This is a genomic window from Polynucleobacter sp. UB-Raua-W9, from assembly GCF_018687435.1.
Lineage (GTDB): Bacteria > Pseudomonadota > Gammaproteobacteria > Burkholderiales > Burkholderiaceae > Polynucleobacter.
On record NZ_CP061290.1, the window covers coordinates 812,434 to 836,336 of the forward strand.

22 protein-coding genes, 2 tRNA genes and 1 riboswitch are annotated in these 23,903 nt (G+C 47.1%); of the genes, 7 read left to right on the plus strand and 17 right to left on the minus strand.

Annotation, left to right across the window (positions count from 1 at the left end; genetic code table 11):
* Window positions 1-2: 2 nt before the first annotated feature.
* The 4 genes from AOC07_RS04205 to AOC07_RS04220 form a co-directional block, all read right to left on the minus strand.
* Entirely contained in the window at window positions 3-1,751 is a 1,749-nt protein-coding gene (locus AOC07_RS04205) for an IlvD/Edd family dehydratase (protein ID WP_215294132.1), read from the minus strand.
* A gap of 74 nt (window positions 1,752-1,825) precedes the next feature.
* A complete protein-coding gene (locus AOC07_RS04210) occupies window positions 1,826-2,818 on the minus strand; it encodes a transporter (protein WP_215358280.1) in 993 nt (330 codons plus the stop codon).
* The gene (locus tag AOC07_RS04215; protein WP_215294134.1) at window positions 2,769-3,308 is read right to left on the minus strand and encodes a hypothetical protein; all 540 of its coding nucleotides are present in this window, start codon (window positions 3,306-3,308) and stop codon (window positions 2,769-2,771) included. The genes AOC07_RS04210 and AOC07_RS04215 overlap by 50 nt, the downstream gene beginning before the upstream one ends.
* 3 nt (window positions 3,309-3,311) lie before the next feature.
* Window positions 3,312-4,631 (minus strand): U32 family peptidase, encoded by a 1,320-nt coding sequence (locus AOC07_RS04220; RefSeq protein WP_215358281.1) that lies wholly within the window; start codon window positions 4,629-4,631, stop codon window positions 3,312-3,314.
* Between the two features lie 157 nt (window positions 4,632-4,788).
* On the opposite strand from AOC07_RS04220, the gene AOC07_RS04225 reads away from it, so the two are divergent.
* Both AOC07_RS04225 and AOC07_RS04230 read left to right on the plus strand, forming a co-directional pair.
* Window positions 4,789-5,832 carry an alpha/beta hydrolase gene (locus tag AOC07_RS04225; RefSeq protein WP_251369697.1) on the plus strand — a complete coding sequence of 348 codons (1,044 nt, stop codon included), beginning with the start codon at window positions 4,789-4,791 and terminating at the stop codon, window positions 5,830-5,832.
* A gap of 42 nt (window positions 5,833-5,874) precedes the next feature.
* Complete coding sequence (locus AOC07_RS04230; RefSeq protein WP_215358283.1) at window positions 5,875-6,561, plus strand: outer membrane protein; 687 nt, start codon at window positions 5,875-5,877, stop codon at window positions 6,559-6,561.
* A 61-nt stretch (window positions 6,562-6,622) separates the two neighbouring features.
* Here AOC07_RS04230 and AOC07_RS04235 read toward each other — a convergent pair.
* Window positions 6,623-6,698, minus strand: a tRNA-Asn gene (locus AOC07_RS04235).
* A gap of 21 nt (window positions 6,699-6,719) precedes the next feature.
* On the opposite strand from AOC07_RS04235, the gene thiD reads away from it, so the two are divergent.
* Window positions 6,720-7,604 (plus strand): bifunctional hydroxymethylpyrimidine kinase/phosphomethylpyrimidine kinase, encoded by an 885-nt coding sequence (gene thiD, locus AOC07_RS04240; protein ID WP_215358285.1) that lies wholly within the window; start codon window positions 6,720-6,722, stop codon window positions 7,602-7,604.
* Between the two features lie 22 nt (window positions 7,605-7,626).
* Here thiD and thiE read toward each other — a convergent pair whose 3' ends face one another.
* The 10 genes from thiE to AOC07_RS04290 form a co-directional block, all read right to left on the minus strand.
* Entirely contained in the window at window positions 7,627-8,550 is a 924-nt protein-coding gene (thiE, locus tag AOC07_RS04245) for a thiamine phosphate synthase (protein ID WP_215294137.1), read from the minus strand.
* Between the two features lie 17 nt (window positions 8,551-8,567).
* Entirely contained in the window at window positions 8,568-9,386 is an 819-nt protein-coding gene (locus AOC07_RS04250) for a thiazole synthase (RefSeq protein WP_215294138.1), read from the minus strand.
* A gap of 6 nt (window positions 9,387-9,392) precedes the next feature.
* A complete protein-coding gene (thiS, locus tag AOC07_RS04255; RefSeq protein ID WP_215358287.1) occupies window positions 9,393-9,590 on the minus strand; it encodes a sulfur carrier protein ThiS in 198 nt (65 codons plus the stop codon).
* Window positions 9,581-10,729 (minus strand): FAD-dependent oxidoreductase, encoded by a 1,149-nt coding sequence (locus AOC07_RS04260; protein ID WP_256437855.1) that lies wholly within the window; start codon window positions 10,727-10,729, stop codon window positions 9,581-9,583. The genes thiS and AOC07_RS04260 overlap by 10 nt, the downstream gene beginning before the upstream one ends.
* Before the next feature lie 17 nt (window positions 10,730-10,746).
* The gene (gene thiC / locus AOC07_RS04265) at window positions 10,747-12,651 is read right to left on the minus strand and encodes a phosphomethylpyrimidine synthase ThiC (RefSeq protein WP_215358457.1); all 1,905 of its coding nucleotides are present in this window, start codon (window positions 12,649-12,651) and stop codon (window positions 10,747-10,749) included.
* A 70-nt stretch (window positions 12,652-12,721) separates the two neighbouring features.
* Window positions 12,722-12,830: riboswitch (TPP riboswitch) on the minus strand.
* Between the two features lie 65 nt (window positions 12,831-12,895).
* Complete coding sequence (locus AOC07_RS04270) at window positions 12,896-13,738, minus strand: NUDIX domain-containing protein (protein WP_215358289.1); 843 nt, start codon at window positions 13,736-13,738, stop codon at window positions 12,896-12,898.
* Window positions 13,739-13,964: 226 nt separating this feature from the next.
* Window positions 13,965-14,039, minus strand: a tRNA-Arg gene (locus tag AOC07_RS04275).
* A gap of 54 nt (window positions 14,040-14,093) precedes the next feature.
* Entirely contained in the window at window positions 14,094-14,234 is a 141-nt protein-coding gene (locus tag AOC07_RS04280) for a hypothetical protein (protein WP_215358290.1), read from the minus strand.
* On the minus strand, window positions 14,231-15,463 hold the full coding sequence (locus AOC07_RS04285; protein WP_215294142.1) for an MFS transporter: 1,233 nt from the start codon (window positions 15,461-15,463) through the stop codon (window positions 14,231-14,233). Before AOC07_RS04285 ends, AOC07_RS04280 begins: the two co-directional genes overlap by 4 nt.
* Before the next feature lie 3 nt (window positions 15,464-15,466).
* Window positions 15,467-16,687 carry a CaiB/BaiF CoA-transferase family protein gene (locus tag AOC07_RS04290; protein WP_215358291.1) on the minus strand — a complete coding sequence of 407 codons (1,221 nt, stop codon included), beginning with the start codon at window positions 16,685-16,687 and terminating at the stop codon, window positions 15,467-15,469.
* Window positions 16,688-16,766: 79 nt separating this feature from the next.
* Here AOC07_RS04290 and AOC07_RS04295 point away from each other — a divergent pair, with 79 nt between their 5' ends.
* A complete protein-coding gene (locus AOC07_RS04295; RefSeq protein ID WP_215294144.1) occupies window positions 16,767-18,755 on the plus strand; it encodes a DNA topoisomerase IV subunit B in 1,989 nt (662 codons plus the stop codon).
* Window positions 18,756-18,916: 161 nt separating this feature from the next.
* Window positions 18,917-21,211 carry a DNA topoisomerase IV subunit A gene (parC, locus tag AOC07_RS04300; protein ID WP_215358459.1) on the plus strand — a complete coding sequence of 765 codons (2,295 nt, stop codon included), beginning with the start codon at window positions 18,917-18,919 and terminating at the stop codon, window positions 21,209-21,211.
* 5 nt (window positions 21,212-21,216) lie between these two features.
* Here the strand turns inward: parC and AOC07_RS04305 are convergent, their stop codons facing one another.
* Window positions 21,217-22,185: an XdhC family protein gene (locus AOC07_RS04305; protein WP_215294145.1), complete on the minus strand. Its 969-nt coding sequence runs from the start codon at window positions 22,183-22,185 to the stop codon at window positions 21,217-21,219.
* 55 nt (window positions 22,186-22,240) lie between these two features.
* On the opposite strand from AOC07_RS04305, the gene AOC07_RS04310 reads away from it, so the two are divergent.
* A complete protein-coding gene (locus AOC07_RS04310) occupies window positions 22,241-22,891 on the plus strand; it encodes an NTP transferase domain-containing protein (RefSeq protein ID WP_215358292.1) in 651 nt (216 codons plus the stop codon).
* Here the strand turns inward: AOC07_RS04310 and AOC07_RS04315 are convergent.
* Window positions 22,888-23,352: a RidA family protein gene (locus AOC07_RS04315; protein WP_215294147.1), complete on the minus strand. Its 465-nt coding sequence runs from the start codon at window positions 23,350-23,352 to the stop codon at window positions 22,888-22,890. The two genes, AOC07_RS04310 and AOC07_RS04315, sit on opposite strands and share 4 nt — an antisense overlap.
* A gap of 203 nt (window positions 23,353-23,555) precedes the next feature.
* Between AOC07_RS04315 and AOC07_RS04320 the strand changes: the two genes are divergently transcribed.
* Window positions 23,556-23,894: a cytochrome c gene (locus AOC07_RS04320; protein ID WP_215358461.1), complete on the plus strand. Its 339-nt coding sequence runs from the start codon at window positions 23,556-23,558 to the stop codon at window positions 23,892-23,894.
* The last annotated feature ends 9 nt before the right edge of the window (window positions 23,895-23,903 follow it).

The following is a 23,903-nucleotide window of genomic DNA, read 5'->3' on the forward strand; positions in this document are numbered from 1 at the left end:
ACTTAGTTGCGCGGGGTTTTACCAACCATCTTGGCTGCTCTTAAGAAATCAAAGTCAACGCCTTGATCAGCTTGTGTCACAGTATCTAAGAATAGTTTCTTGTATCCACGCTCAGCTGTTGGCGGGGTGATTGGATTCTCTTTGGCGCGCTTAGCCAACTCTTCATCAGAAATTAATAAGCTAATTTCTCGATTCTTGACACTCAAGCGAATGCGATCGCCATTGTGCACATGCGCCAAGGGCCCGCCAATTGCAGATTCAGGAGTAACGTGTAGCACAATCGTTCCAAATGCCGTGCCACTCATACGACCATCCGAGATGCGTACAATATCTTTAACACCAGCACGCGCTAGTTTCATGGGGATAGGGATATAGCCAGCTTCAGGCATACCAGGCGCACCTTTGGGGCCGATATTTTTGAGAACCAAAATGTCATCAGCGGTGACATCTAAGTCGGGGCTATCAATTCTGCTGGCTAGATCCTCGGCATTCTCAAACACCACAGCACGACCTTCATGTTCCATGAGTTTCTCATTGGCGGCAGATTGCTTAATAATCGCGCCACCAGGGGCAAGGTTGCCATGCAGGACGGCAATGCTGCCACGGGGATAGATTGGCCTGTCAAAGGGGCGAACAACATCTTGTTGAAAGCTTGGCGGTGCAGAATCGATTTCTTCGCCAAGTGTTTTGCCAGTCACTGTCATTGCATTGAGTTTTAATTGTGGCTTGAGTTCGCGCAATAAAGTAGCCATACCACCAGCGTCATGGAAATTTTCCATATAGTGATCACCGGAGGGTTTTAAGTCAACTAGCACAGGAGTTTCATTGCCCATTTTGTCAAGGGCATCCAGATCAATCTCAAGACCCATGCGACCAGCAATTGCCGCTAAGTGCACAATGCCATTGGTAGAGCCACCAATTGCCAGCAATACCCGGATTGCATTCTCAAAAGCATCTGCCGTCAGAATCTTGTCGATAGTCAAACCATCTTTAGCCATTTGAACAGCGCAAGTACCAGTTTCTTCTGCCACCCGAATGCGGTCTGCAGTGACAGCCGGCGGAGTAGCGCCACCCGGAACCGTCATGCCTAAAGCTTCAGAGATACAAGCCATCGTGCTGGCAGTACCCATGACAGAGCAAGTGCCTACGCTGGCCACAAGTTGATCATTTACTTCATCTTTTTCAATTTCATCGATTTCACCGGCGCGGAACTTGCCCCAATAGCGGCGACAGTCAGTACACGCGCCGACACGCTCGCTACGATGTGAGCCAGTGAGCATAGAGCCTGTGATCAGCTGAATCGCTGGCAATCCGGCAGAAGCAGCACCCATCATTTGAGCGGGAACCGTTTTGTCGCAGCCACCGATCATCACAACGGCATCCATCGGTTGTGCACGCAACATCTCTTCAGTATCCATAGACATCAGATTGCGCAAATACATGCTGGTTGGAGCAGCAAAGCTCTCATGAATCGAGATTGTCGGAAACTCCATTGGTAAGCCACCAGCGAGCATGACGCCACGCTTTACTGCTTCAATCAGTTGCGGCATATTGCCATGGCAGGGGTTGTATGCACTGCCAGTATTAATGATGCCGATTACAGGGCGATCCAAGGCGCTATTGGTATAGCCTGCACCTTTAATAAATGCCTTACGTAAAAATAAAGAGAAGCCTTTATCGCCATAGCTCGTTAAGCCCTTACGTAAACCTGTTTCAGGCGCTGCTTTAGGATCTGTTGGCTTAGTGCTCATTTTTGTCTCAGTATTGAATGATTTGTATAAATGCTCTGTAAGGGCTAATTGTAGTCATGCAATCATGACCACGCCTACAAGCCGCCGCCCCAGCGGTATTGCCAAGAAATACCCAGCATGTCATAACTTGTATTAGTACGAGAATAGACACCAGTACTGCCGGTGAGGCGAATGGCATTGTGTTTATCAACCGGATAAGAAATCGTGCTGCCAAATCGCCAATTTTCTTGCGAGCCGTTCACCGCCGTGCCATTGACGTAGGTTTGGCCACCAAAGAAGTAGGTGGCATCCGCTGATATCCAAGCGGTATTGGGGAAGTAATAAATTACATGGGTTTCTGTGGAATACACCGGGTTTTGGGAGAGGGTGTTATTGCCCATGTAATTGGCATTGCTCGTATAAATCGATGCCATGCCAGCCAATTCTAAGCGCCATGGACCAACTGCTTTAGAGGCCCCAACGCCCGGCTGAATGACTGTCCGATTGCCACCAACGTTGACCATTTGATCACTGTTGTATTTGCCCCATGGAATGGATGCAGCAAGACTTGCGCCAATAATGAGGTCTTGTTGATAATTCTTAAACTCACTTGCCGCCAAAGCGGGTGCGCCATACAGATTGACGGAGGCCTTAATCATAGGGTCTGAAAGACCTTCGGCAGATGCATTGATCACTTGGCCATTTGCGGTACCTGTGCCAGATAATTCAGCATAAGGAAGCACCAGGGAAAGCCTGCCGGATTGACCTGCAACATCCAGGATATGGGTCAAGCTTATTGCTTCAGTAGTGATTTTGTATGAGCCGCTTTTAGCTTGAGCAATACCGCCCGTAATAAAGTTAATACCAATCGGTGCATTGGAATATGCGCGAGCCTCAATTTCTTGAGCGTGAATACTGCTAGATAAAAGACCTAGAGTAAAAGCCCAAAATAGATTTCTAGAAAATGCGGCCAATGAAAATGACTCAAGTAACTTCAGTAACTTAAGCAACTTAAGAAACGCAAGCAACTTCAAAAAACTATTGACCAACAGAATTTTTTCTACCGAACAAAATGGTGACCGTTGCATTGGTACCTAGGGCCAACTTCATTCCGACTAAGACTAAATAGGGCCAGACAATTAACCAGTAGACAATAGTCATTGCCAGTACTTTCAACGGATTTTTCTGTCCAAACGCCGACATGGAATCAATAAAGTTTTTACCATGCATGAGACCTTCAATACCAGCCTCAATATAGTTCAGGGCTAGAACAACAAAGATGTAAAAAATCGATTCAAGCAAAAGGGATTTGATGATGCCATTGGATTTATTAATATTGATCGGGAAGATCGCTTGCGCAATCAACATAAATTTGGCGCATAAGCCTGCTTTAATTATGGCAATTCCAAATATGCTTAAAGGAATGGGGCGTTCATCTAAAGAGGTGGCACCTAAAAAAGCAAGGGCGCAGAACCAAGCTCCGAAATACAGTGTGAGCGCAAAGGCTTTTTTGGCCTCAGCCAGCATTTTTTCTTTGATGCCTGGTAAATGACCTGTGGTGCTTCCGGGTGTAATCATCAGTTAAGCATTACAGCAAGATTCACCACTAGAGCAAGCAGAGGCAGTCTCTACAGGGGCTGGCTCATGGGTATAGCGGGCAATAAAGGCATGTTTACTCTGCAGCGGTAACTTGATCCAAACAAAGTGACCAGAACCGGGGGCAACATCGATTGGCTCGCCAGCCATATTCCACATGGCATCTAAAACAATGTCTTGGTTGCCTTGAGGTTCGATGATTTCTAGTGTGTCGCCAACTGAGAAGCGGTTTTTGACATCCACTTTGACGCGGCCAGAGGCCGAATCAATATCCAGAGTTTCGCCAACATACAAACTTCTACCAGAAAGAGAGTGGCCTCTCATATAGAGTTGGTATTCCTTATCGTGATGACGCTCATAAAAGCCATCGGTATAACCACGATTCGCAAGACCTTCTAAATTGCCAAGCAAGGTTGTATTAAAGGGTCTGCCTGCGACCGCATCATCAATTGCTGAGCGATAAGCTTGGCATGTACGTGATACGTAATAGGGTGACTTCGTGCGACCTTCAATCTTGAATGAGTCGACACCCATCTTCGTTAATCTCTCGATATGCTCAACAGCGCGCAAGTCTTTAGAGTTCATGATGTAGGTGCCATGCTCATCTTCTTCCATCGGCATTAATTCATCAGGACGACGGGCCTCTTGAAGAAGCACAACGTCACCACTAGTATTTTGCTGCCCTGGTTTGACCTTGTAATCCCAGCGACAGGCATTGGTGCACGCACCTTGATTGGAATCGCGATGAGACATATAGCCAGACAAGAGGCAGCGGCCAGAGTAAGCAATACACAAAGCACCATGAACAAATACTTCGAGTTCCATTTCAGGGCAATCTTGACGCACTTCCTCAATCTCGTCAAAAGAAAGCTCGCGAGACAAAATCACTCGGCTAATTCCAACAGAGCGCCAGAACTTAGCGGAAGCACCGTTGACTGTATTGGCTTGCACTGATAAATGAATCGGCATATCCGGCCATGCTTCTCTAGCCATCATGATCAAACCGGGGTCAGACATGATCAGGGCATCGGGTTTCAAATTCACAACTGGCGACATATCTTTAATGTATGTGCGCGTCTTTGCACCGTGTGGCAGTAAATTTGAAACCAAGTAAAACTTCTTGCCCAAATTATGCGCAGTATCAATACCTTGTTTGAGTACTTCGATCTTGCCGAAGTCGTTATTGCGAACCCGCAAAGAATAGCGAGGCTGGCCGGCATAAATCGCATCCGCTCCGAATTCAAAAGCGGTTTGCAACATCGAAATGCTGCCTGCAGGGGCTAGAAGTTCTGGGGTCTTAGTCATAGCCATTATTTTAAAGCCCTTGGCAGGTTTTGGGTTTTGGCGCAGATGGCTAGTGAAAACACCTAAAAATGAGGATTTCCACTCTTAGGAGAGCCAAGGCAATGCTATATTGGCCAAACAAAATAGACATAAGGGCATCAGCCCAAAAGGAGATGAAGTGAAATTGATAGCACGCACACTAGTAGCGCTAATTTCTTGTTTATGCCTCGGCCAAGCATTTGCCGCTGGAAAGATTCAAATGAACGAGTACATGGTGCCGAGTGACACTCCAGGTATTTCTTTGTACGTGCGCAATAAGCATCTAGCTGGTATGAAGAAATTCACTGCCGAGAAAACCTTGCTTTATGTTCACGGCTCAACCTATCCAGCAGAGACCGCCTTTGACTTATCGCTGGGCGGAACTTCATGGATGGAGTACATGGCGGCAAGAGGTTATGACGTCTGGCTAGTTGATCTTCGAGGCTATGGCAAATCTACTCGTCCTCCTGAGATGGATCAGCCTGCTGACCAAAATGCGCCAATTGTGAGAACAGATACAGCGGTAAAGGATGTATCTAGTGCAGTTGACTACATCCTCAAGAAACGCAATATCAGTAAGATTAATCTCCTTGGCTGGTCTTGGGGTACAACCATCATGGGCAAGTACACCACCGAGAATAACGAGAAGGTCAATAAATTAGTGCTCTATGCGCCACAATGGTTACGTCAAGGCGGAGCGCCATTAACGGATAAAGGCGGCCAATTAGGCGCCTATCGAGTTGCCTCGATGACCGATGCTAAAAATCGCTGGCTCACCGGTGTTCCTGAGAATGCTAAAGCGACTCTGATTCCGCAGGGTTGGTTTGAGAAGTGGGCAGAAGCAACTTTTGATACAGACCCATGGGGAAGAACACAAACGCCAAAAAAACTCAGGGCACCTAACGGTACCGTTCAAGACGCCCGTGAATTCTGGACAGCTGGTATTCCGGTATACGAACCTAAAAATATCCGTGTGCCAGTCATGCTAGTACATGCAGAGTGGGATGCAGACTTGCCCAGCTATATGCTCTATGAGTATTTCACCAAGCTAGAAAATGCCCCATACAAAATCATGTTGCAAATTAGTGAAGGTACTCACACCATCATCATGGAAAAGAACAGAATGTTGATGTTTGCAGGGGTTCAGGAGTTCTTGGATAGCAATTTCAAGCCCGAGAAATAAGGGATTTGCTAAAATTCGAGTAAATTATTTAAGGTTAACAAAATGAAATCAAAATTAGTACTTGCAATTTCAGCTACTCTATTTGCTGGCACCTTAATGGCGCAAAGCACATTTCAGGGGTTTTATGGTCAGGTTGGCGCAGGGTATGAAAAGAATAATCTTGGCAGTACCAATCTATCATTTAATTCCACACCTCTAAATAGTCCTGCAGCTTCTAGTAACAGCGGACAAATTAATTTTGGATTGGGTTACAACCATGCTATCAACAGCTCTTGGTTGTTGGGTCTTGGCGCAGAATACTCAGCCATTTCATCAAAATTTAATGGCGGTGATGTGACTGGTTGCGGGGGATCGTGCCAGACCTATTTTGGATATAAAGTCTCTAACCGGTATTCAATTTTTCTGACCCCAGGCTATGCTTTAGATAAAGAGAGTGTGATTTACGCTAAAGCTGGATATACAAGTGAAAAGGTCCAATCAACCAATTGGCAGAATGGTAACTATGACGCTGATTATGGTTTCGTAACCTCTGCTACGGTTGGCGGTTATATCCTAGGTTTGGGTTACAAGAAAATAATTACTGGTGGCTTATATGGCTTCGGTGAGGCTAACTACTATGGTTATTCCAGTCCGAACTTGGGTGGAAAATATCCTAATGGAACGTTTAGTAACTACACCCCAAGCACAACGGCTTACAACTTGCTCGTTGGTTTAGGTTATAAATTCTAGATTTAATACCTGCGCCCCAAAACAAAAAAGCCCCTAGAGTACTCTAGGGGCTTTGCTTATTTGGCTCCTCGACCTGGGCTCGAACCAGGGACCTACGGATTAACAGTCCGGCGCTCTACCGACTGAGCTATCGAGGAATAAGCCGATATTATAGCAAGATGCGCTCACTACTTCCTACATCCGTACAGATCCCCAGAGTACTGACTATTGCTGGCTCAGACAGCGGCGGTGGGGCGGGCTTGCAGGCTGATCTTAAGGTCATCACCGCTCTTGGGGCTTATGGCATGTCTGTGATCACCGCTATTACGGCTCAAAACACCCTAGGGGTCACACGTATTCAGGATGTGGATCTGAATGTTGTTGAAGCCCAAATTGATGCCGTCTTGTTGGATATCGGGGCGGATATTGTCAAAATTGGAATGCTGGCCAGCCCAGAAATTGTGCAAACGGTAGCCAAAGCATTGCGCCGTCATGACGTTAAAAGGATTGTTCTAGATCCCGTATTGCGTGCCACCTCAGGAGCAAGTCTTGGTGGTGATGACACGGCTCAAGCCATGATTGCGGAACTATTTCCGATGGCAACATTGATTACTCCAAATATGGATGAGGCATCTTTGCTTTTAGGTCGCGATATTCATGGTGCGAATGATTTCAAAAAAGCAGCACAAGAATTGCTGGCGATGGGCCCACAAGCAGTCTTAATTAAAGGGGGGCACCTCGACGCTACGCATACGCAAATCACGGATTTTTTGATGTGGAAAACGATTGAAGATGGACTCGAAGTAATTCAGTCAAAAGAATTCAAACACTATCGGGTCAAAACCCTCAATACCCATGGTACGGGTTGTTCGTTAGCATCTGCAATTGCTACCTACCTGGCTGATCGCCATGATTTGAGTCATGCAGTAGCAAAAGCAATTGCCTTCGTAGAAGCGGGATTAGAGGCGGGGCGCTTCTTAAATATTGGTGAAGGTCCGGGTCCCCTATGGCATATGCACGATTTCTACCCAACAGCTTTGTTGGATGAAAAAGGGAAGTGCTAAACGCTTTTTAGATCGTTGCGGACTACTGCATTAACTCTTGTAAGTACCTTACAGCAGCCTTGGGATCTTTCGCTTGGGTAATGGCTCGCACAACCGCTACGGAGCCAACACCACTTTTAGCCACCGCCCGAATGCTATCTTGATCAATGCCGCCAATGGCGACCAATGGATAGTGACTCATCAGTTTGGCATATTGATACAGGCGTCCTAAACCTTGTGGCGCAGTAGCCATCTTCTTTAAATTGGTTGGGAAGACTGCTCCCATTGCAATATAGCTAGGGCAAAAGCGATCTGCATAAATCATCTCTGCATAACCATGGGTACTCAAGCCTAAACGCAGACCAGATGCACGAATTTCATCCAAATTGGCAGTTGTCATATCTTCTTGACCCAGGTGCACACCATAGGCACCCGCATCGATTGCTTGCTCCCAATAATCATTAATGAAGAGCAGTGTTTTGCTATCTTTAGCTGCCTCGACCGCTTCTCTAATTTGTTTTCTGATGTTGAATTTGTCTTCAGATTTAAAGCGGAGTTGGACAGTCGGAAGTTCAGCATCTACCATGCGCTTTACCCAATCGGCATCAGGCATCACACCATATAAACCTAAGCGCTTTGGGCATTCTGCAAAAGCATTGGGATTCATATTGCGAGTCCACGGCAATAAATCAAAATGCTCTGGTCTATTGGGCCACTTCAGGGCATTAAACCCACCATCACCTTGTGCCATGCGAGACCATGCCTTACCCAATACTTTGGCATCGGATTCAATAAAACCCATATTGATTGCAGCAAGAGCGCCGGCCAGTTCATAGTGATCGGCTGCTGCTTCATTATCGATTCGGGGTGGAGGATGGCTAGGGGTAAATTGCGGCATCGGAATACACAAATCCTCATTGCAATGGGCTGCAATGATTTGATCAGCAAGGTCCCGAATGAGGCTCATATTCTTAGTCTAGTGAATTAACTTTGATGCCAAAAAGGAGTTCCGACTAATGGCGTACTTGCTTGAGCAGATTCTTGCGGCTTCATGGCCCCAGATAAATAAGCGGCCCGCCCTGCATCTACTGCCATGCCAAACGCTTTGGCCATTACGACTGGATCTTCTGCAAGCGCAACTGCCGTATTTAATAGAACCCCGTCAAATCCCCATTCCATCACAGTACAAGCATGGGATGGGAGACCAAGACCCGCATCTACTAGTAGCGGCACTTTCAGGCGGGCACGCAATAGCTTCATGGCATAGGGATTTAAGGGTCCCCGACCAGTTCCTATTGGTGCCGCCCAAGGCATGACTGCCTGGCAACCAACATCGACTAAGCGCTGGCACAAAATTAAATCTTCAGTGCAATAGGGTAATACTTTGAAACCATCTTTAATTAAAGTCTCAGCGGTTTGAACCAAACGCAGAGTGTCTGGCTGCAAGGTGTAGTCATCACCAATCAGTTCCAGCTTAATCCAATTTGTTTCAAAAACCTCGCGTGCCATCTGTGCGGTAGTAATCACTTCTTGTGGGCTATGACAGCCTGCTGTATTTGGCAAGACGGGCACAGCCATCTTTTTAAGAAGATCCCAAAAGCCACTATGCGCCTCAGTAGTTGATGTGCCTTGGCGACGCAAACTCACAGTAATCATTGCTGGATTAGAAGCTTGCACCGCATTCTCTAAAACTTGTGGAGAGGGGTAGCGAGAGGTGCCTAGCAATAAACGGCTAGCAAAGCTCTCACCATAAAGAACCAAAGCGTCAGCACTATTGAGATTATTCGGTAAAGGTACTGTCATGACTCTTTAACCACCTGTCACAGGAGCGATTACCTCAACCTGGTCATTCTCATTCAGAAGAAATTCTCCATGCTTGTTCTTGGGAACAAAATTCAGATTCACGGCCACAGCATAGGGTGGCTTAGCATCAACCAAAGCAAGTACATCAGTGATCATGCTCTGATTAGGAACTTCATACTCCACTTGGTTCACGATTACGCGCATAAGCTAGCCTCTCGATTGCTGGCTTCCTTACTAATGTTCAGGCCTAAGTCTAAAGCGGTATTGCTGTCACCAGACGCTAGAAGCTCTAGAGCGCAATCTAGAATGGCTGGGGCAATCATAAAACCATGGCGATATAAGCCATTGATCATGATCAAATCAGAAAGCCCTTGATCTTTGCGCATTCTAATTTCTGGAAGATTGTTTTTCAGGGTTGGACGGCACTGTGTTGCCATTTCCAGAATACGAGCCTCTGCAAAACCACTGTGAACGGTATAGACGGCACTCAGTAATTCCATGGCCGAACGCACGCTCATCTCGGACAGATCGTCTGATTCGATTTCGGTTGCACCAACCACGTAAATGTCATTTTCTTTGGGGGCAATATAGATTGGATAGCGTGGATGAATCAAGCGGGTAGGGCGCTTGAGTTTGACTTCAGGAGCATATAAGCGCACAACTTCACCGCGTACACCTCGTAAGGTATTGTTACTATTCGCGACCCAAGCATTCTTAGCGCCCGTACCACGACAGTCGATCACCGCTTGGTAAGAATCATTTTTACGCAGATCGTCTGGATTAACTTCGGTATTCCAGTGGCAATGAACCTTCAGATTATTCAACTCAATCAGAAGCGCATCTAAAAGCTGGCGATTATCAAGTTGCCCCTCATTAGGTAAAAACAAGCCTTGTGTGAATCGAGCGGCAACACCAGGCTCAAGATCACGTATTGCTTCATTATTCAGTTTCTGCGGCAGTTGTAGTGACGCGTTATTGCGGCAGTTGCGCTCCAAGTGTGCAGTAAACCGCTCAGCATCACTAGCATCTTGCCGATGCCACAAAATCAATGTGCCATCTTGTTGGATAAATACTGGCGCTGATAATTGGTTGATCAATTCTTTCCAACGCGGCAGACTATGAATGCCCATACGGACAACCGAATCTTCAGTAATAACCGATTCTGCCAGCGGGGCTAGCATGGCTGCAGCAATTCTGGCAGCAGCACCACTCGCATCTGAGTGTCCTTTGTCAAAAAGATCTACTTCAGCACCGCGCTGGGCAAGTGAGACTGCCAGTAAACGGCCCATTAGGCCGCCACCGACAATCGCGTATTTGCTGTGCGAGAAGGATGCGCTATTCACAATCTGCTCAGATGTACTTACTGATAAATTTCGCTGCCACGCTTACGAAACTCTGCCGACATTTCTTCCATGCCTTTTGCTGGATCTGAAGATGCTTCTGCGGTGATCGGAATGACTTTTGCTTTTGGGTTACCATCAGCATCGAGTGTTGCAGCGTAGTCACGCACTTCTTGGGTGATCTTCATCGAGCAGAACTTCGGTCCGCACATGGAGCAAAAGTGAGCGATCTTGGCGCCCTCGGCAGGCAAGGTTGCATCGTGGTATTCACGGGCACGCTCTGGATCCAGACCAAGATTAAATTGGTCTTCCCAGCGGAACTCAAAACGCGCTTTAGACAGAGCATTATCGCGAACTTGTGCGCCAGGCAAACCTTTGGCTAAGTCAGCGCCATGTGCGGCAATCTTATAAGTGATGATGCCCTCACGAACATCTTCCTTATCAGGGAGGCCTAAGTGCTCTTTAGGCGTTACATAGCAAAGCATCGCTGTACCGTACCAACCAATTTGGGCAGCACCAATACCGCTGGTGATGTGATCGTAGCCAGGAGCAATATCGGTGATCAATGGTCCAAGGGTATAGAAAGGGGCTTCTAAGCAATGCTTGAGCTCTTCAGTCATATTTTCTTCAATGCGTTGCATTGGAACGTGACCAGGGCCTTCAATCATGACTTGAACATCATGCTTCCAGGCTTTAGCAGTCAGCTCACCCAAGGTATGGAGTTCACCAAACTGGGCAGCATCATTAGAGTCTGCAATACAGCCTGGCCGTAAACCATCACCTAGACTGAATGACACGTCATAGGCTTTCATGATCTCGCAGATCTCATCAAACTTGGTATACAGGAAGTTTTCTTTGTGATGCGCTAAGCACCACTTCGCCATGATGGATCCACCACGAGACACAATACCGGTGATGCGATCTGCAGTGAGCGGTACGTAGCGCAGCAATACACCTGCATGAATGGTGAAGTAATCCACACCTTGCTCAGCTTGCTCCACCAAAGTATCCCGGAACATTTCCCAGGTGAGATCTTCTGCAATACCGCCAGTTTTGTCTAGGGCTTGATAAATAGGCACGGTACCAATTGGCACTGGTGAGTTGCGAATAATCCACTCACGGGTTTCATGAATATGTTTGCCGGTAGAAAGATCCATGATGGTGTCTGCACCCCAACGAATCGACCACACCATTTTTTCTACCTCCTCATTTATTGAGGAGGTGACTGCAGAGTTACCCAAGTTGCCGTTAATCTTCACACGGAAATTACGACCAATAATCATGGGTTCTAATTCAGGGTGATTGATGTTCGCGGGAATGATCGCTCGACCCGCAGCAATTTCAGAGCGGACAAATTCACCGGTAACGATATCCGGTAGATTGGCACCATAAGACTTACCAGGATGTTGCTTTAGAAGCTGTTTATATGCAGGATCCTTGCGCAGTTGCTCTAGGCCCATAGATTCGCGGAGAGCTACGTATTCCATTTCTGGAGTAACGATCCCTTGGCGAGCGTAATACATCTGACTGACATTGCTGCCGGCTTTAGCAACCCTAGGTGCACTGATATGTGAGAAGCGTAAGTTTTGGGTTGCTTCATCTTGAGAGCGCGCAACGCCATACTCAGAGCTCGGGCCAGCGAGTTGAACGGTGTCCTTACGTTCAGTAATCCAAGTCTCACGCAGTCTTGGCAAACCTTTTTCAAGATTGATCACGATTTCTGGATCGCTATAAGGCCCTGAAGTGTCATAAACAGGTACCGGTGGATTAGGCATCATCTCTTCACCAACACGTGTAGGCAATTGCTCGATCATGCGAATCGGAGCCTTCACATCCGGGCGTGAACCTTGTAGATAGGTCTTTGTAGATGCAGGGTATGCAAATTTTTGACCAAAGTCACGCTCTAAGCTTTTTAAGCTTGGAATTTCATGTTTGGTTTTTTGATTCTCTTTACTCACGTCCATCTCCTCACTGTTTTAGATGGACGAAACCGGGTGTCGGTCTGATGTAACTCCCCACGCCAGCATTACCTGGATCGGGTTCTAGGGTCTTTCTCAGCACCTCTAGGCAGATTCTGCTTTAGAGGGCACCCCTGTTTCATCCTTATTAGGGATTTAACCACGAAATTCAGTTTAGAGGCATGACCTCAATCAAGAGGCTCAAATAGGCCTAGAGGCCGTATTTATTGCGTCGCAAAATGTAGTCAGCCGTTACAAATGCGGCGTCGCTCGTAAATTCATCGGCTAGGATTCGGGCGGCTGCTTCAGCTAGGGATATCTCAATAAAGCCACTGACTTCACCATCATGATTAGTGGGCACAAAGTTATTCGGCAGCTCCAAGTCATAAACATAGAGTTGCTCATCATGAAAGCCGCGACCAGCAATTGGGCGGCGCATATGGATGCGAGCAACTGGTTCAACTTGATCTGCAATATGGGTGGGTACACCAGCCTCTTCCCATAGTTCGCGTTTTGCACAAATCCAAGGTGTCTCATCAGCAGAAATACCGCCTGCAGCAATGTTGTCTAACAGGCCAGGATCGGTAGCCTTTGTTTCACTGCGTCTACCCAACCACAGCAAACCCGATTGTGTATAGCCATTGATATGGGCTGCTGTGCTGCGAAACCCAAAGCTACGAAATGCTGCACGCTCTAAACGAAAGTACTTATGCCCATTTTGATCGATCCAAGCAAAATCTTCGTTGCGCCAACCAGGGATAAAACCACCTGCCCGCATTTTGTCAGCCAGTTTATAAAGGCTGGCAGATAAATCTACAGGGCGAGCTAAGCGGATAGTGAGGCAATCATTTCCAATGGAGATGAGGGGAATAGGCTCTTTTTTAAGAGACTCTTGAAGATACGGGATAAATTCTGGATTTAAGTGGCCAATCACCTGCTCACCCTCAGGGCCTCTAGAAAGATGAATTGGCATAAAGTCGACGGGCGCAGAGCGCGCCGTGTTTTGAAGCATTTCCTCGAGGGCGGCGAGTGTGCTGGTAGATAAGCTGGTCATACATTGGAGTTTAAGGTAACCGACCAGTCTTCGGGTGTTTGTCAATGATTCTTAGCATAAAAGTTTGCAGAGGATAAAAATAAATTTTCATCTGCATGCGCAGCAAATCCAGATGAAGCAGCTGCTAATTATTTAAGCAAGCTAGTTAACTCTATACAAATCTGCGACTTACGAAAACTTTTGTGGATTTATCCACATTGCCTGTGGATAAGTTTTACTAAATTAGTGGTCCCGCCGACAGGAATCGAACCTGTATCCCACGCTTAGGAGGCATGTGCACTATCCATTGTGCTACGGCGAGTGTGTATCAAATATAAAACTGTGCTAGGCGATTGAATACTGAAATTGAAACTGGTTACCAACCACAAAGCGCCCAAACCTGATTGGTAACCGCGACCATCATGTCAGGCGCATAGTACTCTGAAAAAATGAGTAGCAAGCCCAATAGGGCAAAACTATAAAACAGCCATTGCGATAAAGAAAATCTTTTGCTCATGCGTTTGCTGTGCGAGCGATGGCACGCTCTTTAACAGGTAAGTTCACCAAAAATGCAAACACACCAAGTGCGATGGCAATTTCCCAAACGATGAAATATGAGCCGGTGCGATCAAACAGGTATCCACCAAGAAAAGCGCCACAAAAGCTTCCAAGCTGGTGCGAAAAGAACACTAAACCCGATAGCATCGTAAGGTATTTAACGCCAAAGATCTGCGCAACAATGCCGTTTGTGAGTGGGATGGTGGATAACCACAAGAATCCCATGATGGCTGCAAAGATATAAGTGGTCATTGGGCTTAATGGCAGGAGCAAGAAGCCAATAATGGCAATCGATCTGCCCAAATAAATACCAGAGAGTAGATAACGCTTTGGAAAACGTTGACCCAACATGCCTGCGCTATAGGTCCCAAAAATATTAAATAGACCGATGAGTGCAAGAGCTGTAGTCGCTACTGCAGGTGCGCCGACTGCAGGATAGATTGCAGAAAGATCCTTTAAATAAGGCGCTAGATGAACCGCAATAAATACCACCTGAAAGCCGCAAACAAAATAGCCCAGGGTTAGTAAGCGAAAGCTAGGATTAGAAAGAGCTTCTTTTAAAGCCTGTTTGATTGTTTGATCACCTAGATTGTTATTGTGAACAAAGTTTTTCTCACGCAACATAAAAGCAGTTGGAATCATGAGGCTTGCCATCAATGCTAGTAAGAGGAGTGCATCTTGTGATCCAAAGGCACTTAATAAACCTTGCTCGGCTGGAATCATCAGAAATTGACCAAAGGATCCTGCGGCTGCAGCAATACCCATCGCCCAAACGCGTTTATCTGCAGGAACATTGCGACCTAAGATGCCGTAGACCACGCTGTAAGTGGTTGCAGTTTGCGCTAGACCAATCAGCAATCCGCCAGCAACGGTGAAGTTGAAGATATCGGTAGAGACTGCCATGCCGGCTAAACCAAGTGCATACAGTATGCCGCCAGCCACCATAATCTTGAATGCGCCATATCGATCAGCCAGTGCGCCAGTAATGGGCTGAAAGGCACCCCAAATTAAGTTTTGCAAAGCAATAGTGAGGGCAAAGGTTTCTCTACCCCACTCATTGGCCGAGGTGATGGGCAAATTAAATAAGCCGAAGCCATGACGAATGCCCATGGATAGTGTCACCATGAGCCCGCCATAAATAAGGACTTGTTTCATGGTCAGTGATGGCTTGATCGCAGCAATGTTCATGGTTTAAATGACTCCTTTTTGGTGCAGCGTTTTAATTGCATCATCATCTAGTTTCAGGCGCTCATGCAAAATCTCGTCAGTATGTTGTCCCAGCGTGGGGGGCGCCATCCGAACTTCTGTAGGGGTTTTAGAAAGCTTCATTGGGCTAGCTACTAATTTCATATTGCCAACAGTAGGGTGTTGTACGTTCAATTGCACGTTTCGCGAAATGACTTGCTCATTCTCAAACACTTCTTTGAAATCATTAATAGGTCCGCAAGGAACATTGGCTTGTTCCAATAATGCAATCCATTCACCTTTGCTTTTCTTGCGAGTCATTTGCTCAAGCAAGGGAATCAATTGCTTACGATGCTGTACTCGCAGAGGATTATTGAGATACAAGGGATTATTGGCCAAATGGGCTTCACCGCCTACGGTGACGAAATGCCTGAATTGACCATCATTACCGGCAGCCACAATCATCCAGCCATCTGATGTTGGGAAGGTTTGGTAGGGAACGATGATGGGAGAGGCGTTCCCCCAGCGCTTTGGCACTTCACCCGAGGTGAGGTAGGCGCTCGAGACGTTGGCCATTACGGCAATTTGCGTATCGAGCAAAGACATATCAATGTATTGACCTTCGCCAGTGTGGTCGCGATGAATAACTGCCGCCAAGATGGCAGAGGAGGCATACATTCCAGTAAAGATATCGGCAATTGCCACCCCCGATTTTTGTGGGCTGGCACCTTCAAAATCATGGGCTTCACCCGTAACACTCATAAAGCCACCCATGCCTTGGATGATGAAATCGTAACCAGGGCGATGGGCGTAGGGACCAGTTTGACCAAAGCCCGTGATGGAGCAATAGATTAAATCAGGCTTCACTTTTTTGAGGCTCTCATAATCGAGCCCATATTTAGCTAAGTCCCCAACCTTATAGTTTTCGATGACAACATCGGATTCGGCTGCGAGCTTACGAATAATTTCCTGACCTTCGGGTTTGGCAATATCTACCGTGATAGACCGTTTATTGCGGTTAATGCAAATAAAATAGGCAGATTCTTCGGTTTCTTGGCCATTGGCGTCTTTGGCAAATGGAGGTCCCCAATGACGGGTGTCATCTCCGACCCCGGGACGCTCAACTTTGATCACATCGGCGCCCAGGTCGGCCAGGTTCTGGGCACACCAAGGGCCAGCCAGCACTCGGCTAAGATCTAAAACACGAATATGACTTAAGGCTCCCATGCCCTGATTTTGGCATGGATGGCAGGGCAATTCTTGAAAAGTTCGGCTTAGACTTCAGACATGACTACAATTTGCGCGCATGGCTACCCGTAAAACTTCCGAATACAGCGAATCGTCGATTCAGGTCCTAAAAGGCCTAGAACCCGTCCGTCAACGGCCGGGAATGTACACCCGAACCGATAATCCCCTCCACATCATCCAGGAGGTCTTGGATAACGCTTCTGACGAAGCTTTAGGTGGATTTGGTAAGCAAATTATTGTGACGATGCATGCTGACGGCAGTGTGAGCGTGGAGGATGATGGTCGAGGCATTCCAGTGGGTATGCATCCCACTGAAAAACTTCCTGTTGTAGAAATTGTATTTACCCAATTGCACGCTGGCGGCAAGTTCGAAAAAGGGTCTGGTGGTGCATATGCATTCTCGGGTGGCTTGCATGGTGTTGGTGTTTCTGTAACCAATGCGCTATCGAAACGTTTAGAAGTCACCGTTTGGCGTGATGGACAACTCTCTACCTTGACCTTTGCTGATGGCAAAGTGATTGAGAAGCTCAAAACAAAGCCGTCATCTAAAGAAGATAAATCGCATGGCACACGCGTTCGCGCTTGGCCTGATGGCAAGTATTTCGATAGTTCAGCCATTCCAATGGCGGACCTGGTGCGCCTCCTACGCTCAAAGGCAGTGTTGTTGCCTGGTGTGAAGGTGACACTCATTCAAGAAAAATCTGGCGAGAGCCAAACTTGGCAATATGCTCAGGGCCTACGTGGCTACTTGAATGAAGCGATTGCGCAGGCAGGTCATGGCCCAGAAGTGATTCCACCATTTGAAGGTGAGCAATACGCTACCGGCACAGGTGAAGATGATTCCTTTGCCGAAGGTGAGGGGGCTGCTTGGGTTGTTTGCTGGACTGAAGATGGTGCACCAGTTCGCGAGAGCTACGTTAATTTAATTCCGACACCCGCTGGCGGCACGCATGAAAGTGGTTTGCGCGAAGGCCTATTCAATGCTGTTAAAGGCTTTATCGAAATGCATGCTTTGCAGCCGAAAGGCGTTAAGCTCATGCCCGAAGATGTCTTCGCTCGCGCATCTTTTATTTTGTCTGCCAAAGTATTGGATCCTCAATTTCAGGGGCAAATTAAGGAACGCTTAAATTCTCGCGATGCGGTTCGTCTGGTTTCGGGCTATGCAAAGTCTGCATTAGAACTATGGCTCAACCAGCATGTAGATTACGGCCGGAAACTTGCTGACCTGGTGATTAAACAGGCGCAAGCAAGAACAAGAGCTGGTCAAAAAGTGGAGAAGAAGAAGTCATCTGGTGTTGCAGTCCTACCTGGAAAGCTCACCGACTGCGAGAGCCAAGATATCGCCATGAATGAAATCTTTCTCGTTGAGGGTGATTCGGCGGGCGGCTCTGCCAAAATGGGTCGGAACAAAGAATATCAAGCGATCTTGCCATTACGTGGCAAGGTTCTCAATACTTGGGAAGCGGAGCGTGATCGCTTATTTGCCAATAATGAAGTGCATGATATTGCTGTAGCTATCGGCGTAGATCCACATGGCTTAAATGATGACCCTGATTTATCGAACTTGCGTTATGGCAAGGTGTGCATTCTGTCTGATGCTGACGTCGATGGCGCTCACATTCAAGTGCTTTTGCTAACACTGTTCTACAAGCATTTTCCAAAACTCATTGATCTAGGTCATGTGCATATTTCTAGGCCGCCACTCTTCAGGGTGGATGCGCCAGCACGCGGTAAGAAACCAGCGCAAAAGATTTATGCATTAGACGCAAGCGAGTTACAAGCGATTGAAGATAAATTACGCAAAGACGGCGTTAAAGAATCCGCTTGGCAAATCTCCCGCTTTAAGGGCTTAGGTGAGATGAGTGCTGAGCAATTGTGGGATACCACCTTAAACCCCGACACTCGACGCTTATTGCCAGTAACACTGGGCTCTTGGACGGAAGATGAAACGTTTAAAACCATGGATATGTTGATGGGTAAATCCGAATCTGGTGCGAGACGTGATTGGCTGGAAGAGCGCGGCAATGAAGTTGAGGCAGACATTTAATGGCAACGAAGAAAACACCAGGTAAAAATCCAGCTGCAGAGCAGGCGGATTTATTTTCCAATCCAATGAAGGTGGATATCGTAGAAGTAGACGATGCTCCTCAAGTAAGCGCAGCCACAAACAATCCCAAAGGGCCAAACGATCCGCATGATCCAAAGACCATGGATCTCAACGAGGACAATAAAGACAGTTTGACCCTGGCCGTTTACGCAGAGCGTGCTTATCTTGATTACGCAATTAGTGTAGTAAAGGGTCGTGCTCTACCAGAAGTAGCCGATGGGCAGAAGCCAGTACAACGCCGTATTTTGTTCTCCATGAGTGAAATGGGTTTACGTGCTGATGCGAAGCCGGTGAAGAGCGCCCGCGTTGTAGGTGACGTGCTTGGTAAGTTCCACCCCCACGGCGATCAATCTGCTTATGACGCCTTGGTTCGTTTGGCGCAAAGCTTCTCATTGCGCTACCCCCTAATTGATGGTCAAGGTAACTTTGGTTCGCGTGATGGCGACGGCGCTGCTGCAATGCGTTATACAGAAGCACGTTTAACCAAAATCGCTGGCTTGTTATTAAGCGAAATCGATGAAGGTACAGTCGATTTCGCTCCCAACTACGACGGTTCATTTCAGGAGCCCAAGTTACTTCCGGCACGTCTTCCATTTGTTCTTTTAAATGGAGCATCTGGTATTGCCGTTGGTATGGCTACCGAGATTCCTTCACATAATCTACGTGAAGTCGCTAGCGCTGCAATTGCTTTGATGAAGTCTCCAAAGCTCTCTACCGCTGATTTGCTCGGCATCATGCCTGGCCCAGATTACCCGGGCGGAGGACAAATCATTTCCTCTACCGCAGAGATTGCACAGATCTATGAAACTGGTCGTGGCAGCATTAAGGTGCGCGCTCGCTGGTCTGTAGAAGAATTAGCCCGCGGCCAATGGCAGATTGTTGTGAATGAATTGCCGCCGGCAACCTCATCACAGCGCGTGTTGCAAGAGATCGAAGAAATCACCAATCCAAAAGTCAAGGTTGGAAAAAAAACGCTAACGCCAGAGCAAAACAATCTGAAGTCCACCATTCTTAATGTATTGGATGGTGTACGTGATGAATCGAGTAAGGACGCTGCAGTGCGTTTGGTATTCGAGCCTAAGAGTAAAAATATTGACGTTAATGAGTTCGTTAATCTTTTGTTGGCCCATACCTCACTAGAGTCCAATGCGCCAATGAACTTGGTGATGATCGGCAATGATGGTCGTCCTCGTCAAAAAGGGCTGAAAGAGATTTTGACGGAGTGGGTTGAGTTTAGAGTTGCCACAGTGACTCGCCGAACTCAGTATCGCTTGGGCAAGGTGAAAGATCGGATGCACATATTGGAAGGGCGCTTAACCGTTCTTCTCAATATAGACAAGGTCATTAAGATTATTCGCAATAGCGATGAACCGAAAGCTGACCTGATCAAAGAGTTCAAACTCTCAGACCGTCAGGCTGAAGATATTCTCGATATTCGTTTGCGCCAGTTAGCGCGACTTGAAGGGATCAAGATTGAGCAAGAGCTTAAAGCACTGAAAGTGGAGCGTGATGACTTAGAAGGCTTGCTACAAAGTGATGCAAGCCTCCGTAAGCGCATCATCAAGGAGATTGAGTCTGATATGAAGGACTTCGGTGATGATCGCCGAACCTTTATTCAGGAGGATAAACGTGCTGTCGCAGAAACCAAAGTGATTGATGAGCCGGTTACGGTGATCGTTTCCCAAAAAGGTTGGGTGCGTGTACGTCAAGGTCATGAGCATGATCCAACTCAATTTGGCTTTAAGGCAGGTGATGCCATATATGACACCTTTGAGGTTCGTACAGTTGATGTGATGCAAGGCTTTGGTAGTGATGGCCGTGTCTATACGGTGCCCGTGAGCGAATTACCTGGTGCACGCGGCGACGGTTCGCCATTAACCAGCTTTGTGAATTTGGCCCCTGGCTCACAAATGGTTGCTTACTACGCTGGCCAGCCAGATGATTTAGTGCTGCTGTCCACTAAAGCGGGTTATGGTTTCTTGGCTAACGTTTCTGATATGAGTACCCGCAATAAGGCTGGTAAATCTTTTGTGAGCATTGATGCCAAAGTTCCGGGTGATGCTCCATTGGGGGCGGTAAAAGTGAAGATGGGTATGAAGCAAGTTGCTTGCTTATCGCAGGCCTCTAAATTATTGGTATTCCCATTGGATGAACTCAAGCGTTTGCCAACAGGCGGTAAGGGCGTGATCCTGATGGGCTTGGATGATAAAGAGTTCTTAGCGTCTGCAATTGCTGTTGGTCCTGATGGCGCTACTTATGCTGGCGCTGGTCGAGCAGGAAAGCCAACAGAACTCAATCTAGATGCAAAGACGCTCAAATCGTTTGCGGGCAATCGCGCACGCAAGGGTCACTTTGTCGAGCCACGCCTGAAAGATGGCAAGCTGAAAGCGAATTAGGCACACTAGCCCAATTGGTTTTTCTTGGGAACGCTGATGCCGTATTTAACGGCAATTACCTCCGCCAGAATCGACACTGCGATTTCTGGTGGGGTGAGAGCCCCAATATAAAGCCCTACTGGACCATGCAGCCTATTGACTTGTTCTCGGTTGAGATCAAACTCTAGAAGTCGTTCTTTGCGCTTTTGTGTATTCTTGCGACTTCCCAATGCGCCAACATAAAAGGCAGGGGATCTCAAAGCTTCCATCAGCGCCATGTCATCAAGTTTGGGGTCATGCGTGAGGGCTACAACTGCAGTATGTGGATCAACACCAATCTCCAGCAATACATCATCAGGCATGCCTTTGTGGAAAATAAGATCGTCACGATTTAGGCCTTCTGCATATTCTTCGCGAGGGTCGACCACAATGACTTCAAAGTCAGAAGCGAGTGCAAAGTCCGCCGTATAGAGCGATAGTTGGCCAGCGCCAATGATCACCATGCGCCACCGTGGTCCGTAAGTGGTTTGCATCTCTTGATCGTTGCAAACAAATTCATCATGGCGAGATCCGCTACTTAAGCTCGATTTGCCAGTACTGAGATTGACTGTACGGCGACTAATTTGGTGGGAGGAGATTTGCTCTAGGAGCTGTTCCAAAATTGTGAGCTCTGGTTTGGGCTCAACCAGCAGTCTCAAAGTTCCTCCGCATGGCAGACCAAAGCGCGCAGCTTCTTGCTGGCTAACGCCATAGACCACCATTTCAGGGGTGTTGCGCGTCAGAATTTCCGTTTGTACACGGCGAATTAAGTCATCCTCGACACAGCCACCAGATACCGAACCTGCTACCTGACCATCGTCCCGAATGGCAAGCCATGATCCAATAGGTCGTGGGGCCGACCCCCAAGTTTGCACTACCGTAGCAATAGCTACTGAGTGGCCAGCTTTAAGCCAGCTGACGGCAGAGCGGAGGACGCTTAAATCGGTGCTATTCATGCTATGTGCTGTCTTTATTGTTTATTTTTTTAGTTTCCTATTTATTATCACTCTAATGACATCTTTCGGTTTGCAATCTAGTTCATCAAATCTTCGTTTGGCGGTACTGTTGCTTGCCGCAGGTGAGGGTAGTCGCTTGGGTTCCATACCAAAAGCACTGCTACAAAAGGATTCTCAAAGCCTCTTAAGTCGTTTTTGCCAATCAATCAAAACATTTGCCGTAATTGAATTAGTGGTTGTAACTGGTTTTCATGCGCAACCCATTGAATCCGAGTTGGCTGAAATACAAAAGAAATTCGATTTACCTATAAAGTGCGTCCGTAATCCCCATCCAGAATTGGGGCAAGCATCTTCGGTGCGTCTAGGTCTCGAATCTCTATCAACCAACTACGAGGTGTTATTGGTGGCTTTATGCGATCAACCTCTTATAGGCGCTGCTGAAATTGATGCATTACTTGAACAATTTGAGCAACGTGCGCAGCAAATAGAAGTTGTTTTGCCAATGGTGGGTCAGCAGCGCGGCAATCCCGTGGTGTTTTCACATGGGGTGATTGCGGATATCTTGGCGATACCAAATATGGTGTGTAGATCTTATATGGATCAGCATCCAGCGCTAGTGCAAGCCTTCACAACAGAAAATCCAGCGTACATTGCTGATGTCGATACCGATGCCGACATCAGCAGGTTTGCTTTACAGCGCCCTTAGGCTTCAATTTCAGCGATTAATTCAATTTCAACGCAAGCGCCCAGAGGGATTTGCGCTACGCCAAAAGCACTTCGGGCATGTTTCCCAGCATCACCAAACACTTCAACAAGTAATTCTGAGCAACCATTAATCACCAAATGATGCTCTGTGTATTGATCTGTGGAGTTCACCAAGCCCATGACTTTTACAATCCGCTTGACTTTACCGAGTGAGCCTAAATGATTTTGCAAGGTTGCGATGAGATCAATTGCGATCGATCTTGCTGCAGCTTTTCCAGCCTCAGTATCCATGTCTTTGCCTAACTTGCCTGCCCAAGGCTTGCCGTCTTTCTTGGCAATATGACCTGACAAGAAAACGGTATTACCGGTAGTAGCGGCCATGACGTAAGCAGCGGCAGGGGGTCCCGCTGGGGGTAACTCAATCCCAAGGGATTTGAGGCGATCAAGGTATGTGTTGCTCATGATTGTGAATCCATATTAAGTACAAGTTGAATCTTACTGGGAAGCACTTTCACCTTGCTTTTTTCAGTGCTTTTATTGATTCTCGGGGTCAAATCCGCCAAACAATGACCCAAAGAGCGTCTCTCCGCTATACTCTCCCAAATTGATTTAAATCAAACTTATTAATACTGATTTCTATGAAAAAACTAACAATTCTTCCTCAAATGCTTGTTGCTGCTGGTTTGGCTCTAATGGGTTTGACTGCCCAGGCAGACGAAGTAAAAGGTAGCGCTGCCGCTGGAAATGCCAAGGTATGGCTTTGCGTTGGCTGTCACTCAATTCCTGACTACCGTGCGGACTACCCATTGGTCTATAAGGTTCCAATGTTAGGCGGTCAAAATGCCGGCTATATCGCTAGCGCCTTAGCGGCTTACAAGAAGGGTGAACGAAAGCATCCAACAATGCGCGCCATTGCAGGTAGCCTTTCTGATCAAGATATGGCTGACCTTGGCGAATACTATGCTGCGCAAACAGCCAGCTCACCTAACAACCCATTGAAGTGATAGAGGCAC

Excerpts from the sequence above, each read along its gene's own strand:
- AOC07_RS04205 (WP_215294132.1), bottom strand. The coding sequence starts at position 1,751 with ATGAGCACTAAGCCAACAGATCCTAAAGCAGCGCCTGAAACAGGTTTA.
- AOC07_RS04210 (WP_215358280.1), bottom strand. The coding sequence starts at position 2,818 with ATGCAACGGTCACCATTTTGTTCGGTAGAAAAAATTCTGTTGGTCAAT.
- AOC07_RS04215 (WP_215294134.1), bottom strand. The coding sequence starts at position 3,308 with ATGATTACACCCGGAAGCACCACAGGTCATTTACCAGGCATCAAAGAA.
- AOC07_RS04220 (WP_215358281.1), bottom strand. The coding sequence starts at position 4,631 with ATGACTAAGACCCCAGAACTTCTAGCCCCTGCAGGCAGCATTTCGATG.
- AOC07_RS04230 (WP_215358283.1), top strand. The coding sequence starts at position 5,875 with ATGAAATCAAAATTAGTACTTGCAATTTCAGCTACTCTATTTGCTGGC.
- thiD (WP_215358285.1), top strand. The coding sequence starts at position 6,720 with ATGCGCTCACTACTTCCTACATCCGTACAGATCCCCAGAGTACTGACT.
- thiE (WP_215294137.1), bottom strand. The coding sequence starts at position 8,550 with ATGAGCCTCATTCGGGACCTTGCTGATCAAATCATTGCAGCCCATTGC.
- AOC07_RS04250 (WP_215294138.1), bottom strand. The coding sequence starts at position 9,386 with ATGACAGTACCTTTACCGAATAATCTCAATAGTGCTGACGCTTTGGTT.
- thiS (WP_215358287.1), bottom strand. The coding sequence starts at position 9,590 with ATGCGCGTAATCGTGAACCAAGTGGAGTATGAAGTTCCTAATCAGAGC.
- AOC07_RS04270 (WP_215358289.1), bottom strand. The coding sequence starts at position 13,738 with ATGACCAGCTTATCTACCAGCACACTCGCCGCCCTCGAGGAAATGCTT.
- AOC07_RS04280 (WP_215358290.1), bottom strand. The coding sequence starts at position 14,234 with ATGAGCAAAAGATTTTCTTTATCGCAATGGCTGTTTTATAGTTTTGCC.
- AOC07_RS04285 (WP_215294142.1), bottom strand. The coding sequence starts at position 15,463 with ATGAACATTGCTGCGATCAAGCCATCACTGACCATGAAACAAGTCCTT.
- AOC07_RS04290 (WP_215358291.1), bottom strand. The coding sequence starts at position 16,687 with ATGGGAGCCTTAAGTCATATTCGTGTTTTAGATCTTAGCCGAGTGCTG.
- AOC07_RS04295 (WP_215294144.1), top strand. The coding sequence starts at position 16,767 with ATGGCTACCCGTAAAACTTCCGAATACAGCGAATCGTCGATTCAGGTC.
- parC (WP_215358459.1), top strand. The coding sequence starts at position 18,917 with ATGGATCTCAACGAGGACAATAAAGACAGTTTGACCCTGGCCGTTTAC.
- AOC07_RS04305 (WP_215294145.1), bottom strand. The coding sequence starts at position 22,185 with ATGAATAGCACCGATTTAAGCGTCCTCCGCTCTGCCGTCAGCTGGCTT.
- AOC07_RS04310 (WP_215358292.1), top strand. The coding sequence starts at position 22,241 with ATGACATCTTTCGGTTTGCAATCTAGTTCATCAAATCTTCGTTTGGCG.
- AOC07_RS04315 (WP_215294147.1), bottom strand. The coding sequence starts at position 23,352 with ATGAGCAACACATACCTTGATCGCCTCAAATCCCTTGGGATTGAGTTA.
- AOC07_RS04320 (WP_215358461.1), top strand. The coding sequence starts at position 23,556 with ATGCTTGTTGCTGCTGGTTTGGCTCTAATGGGTTTGACTGCCCAGGCA.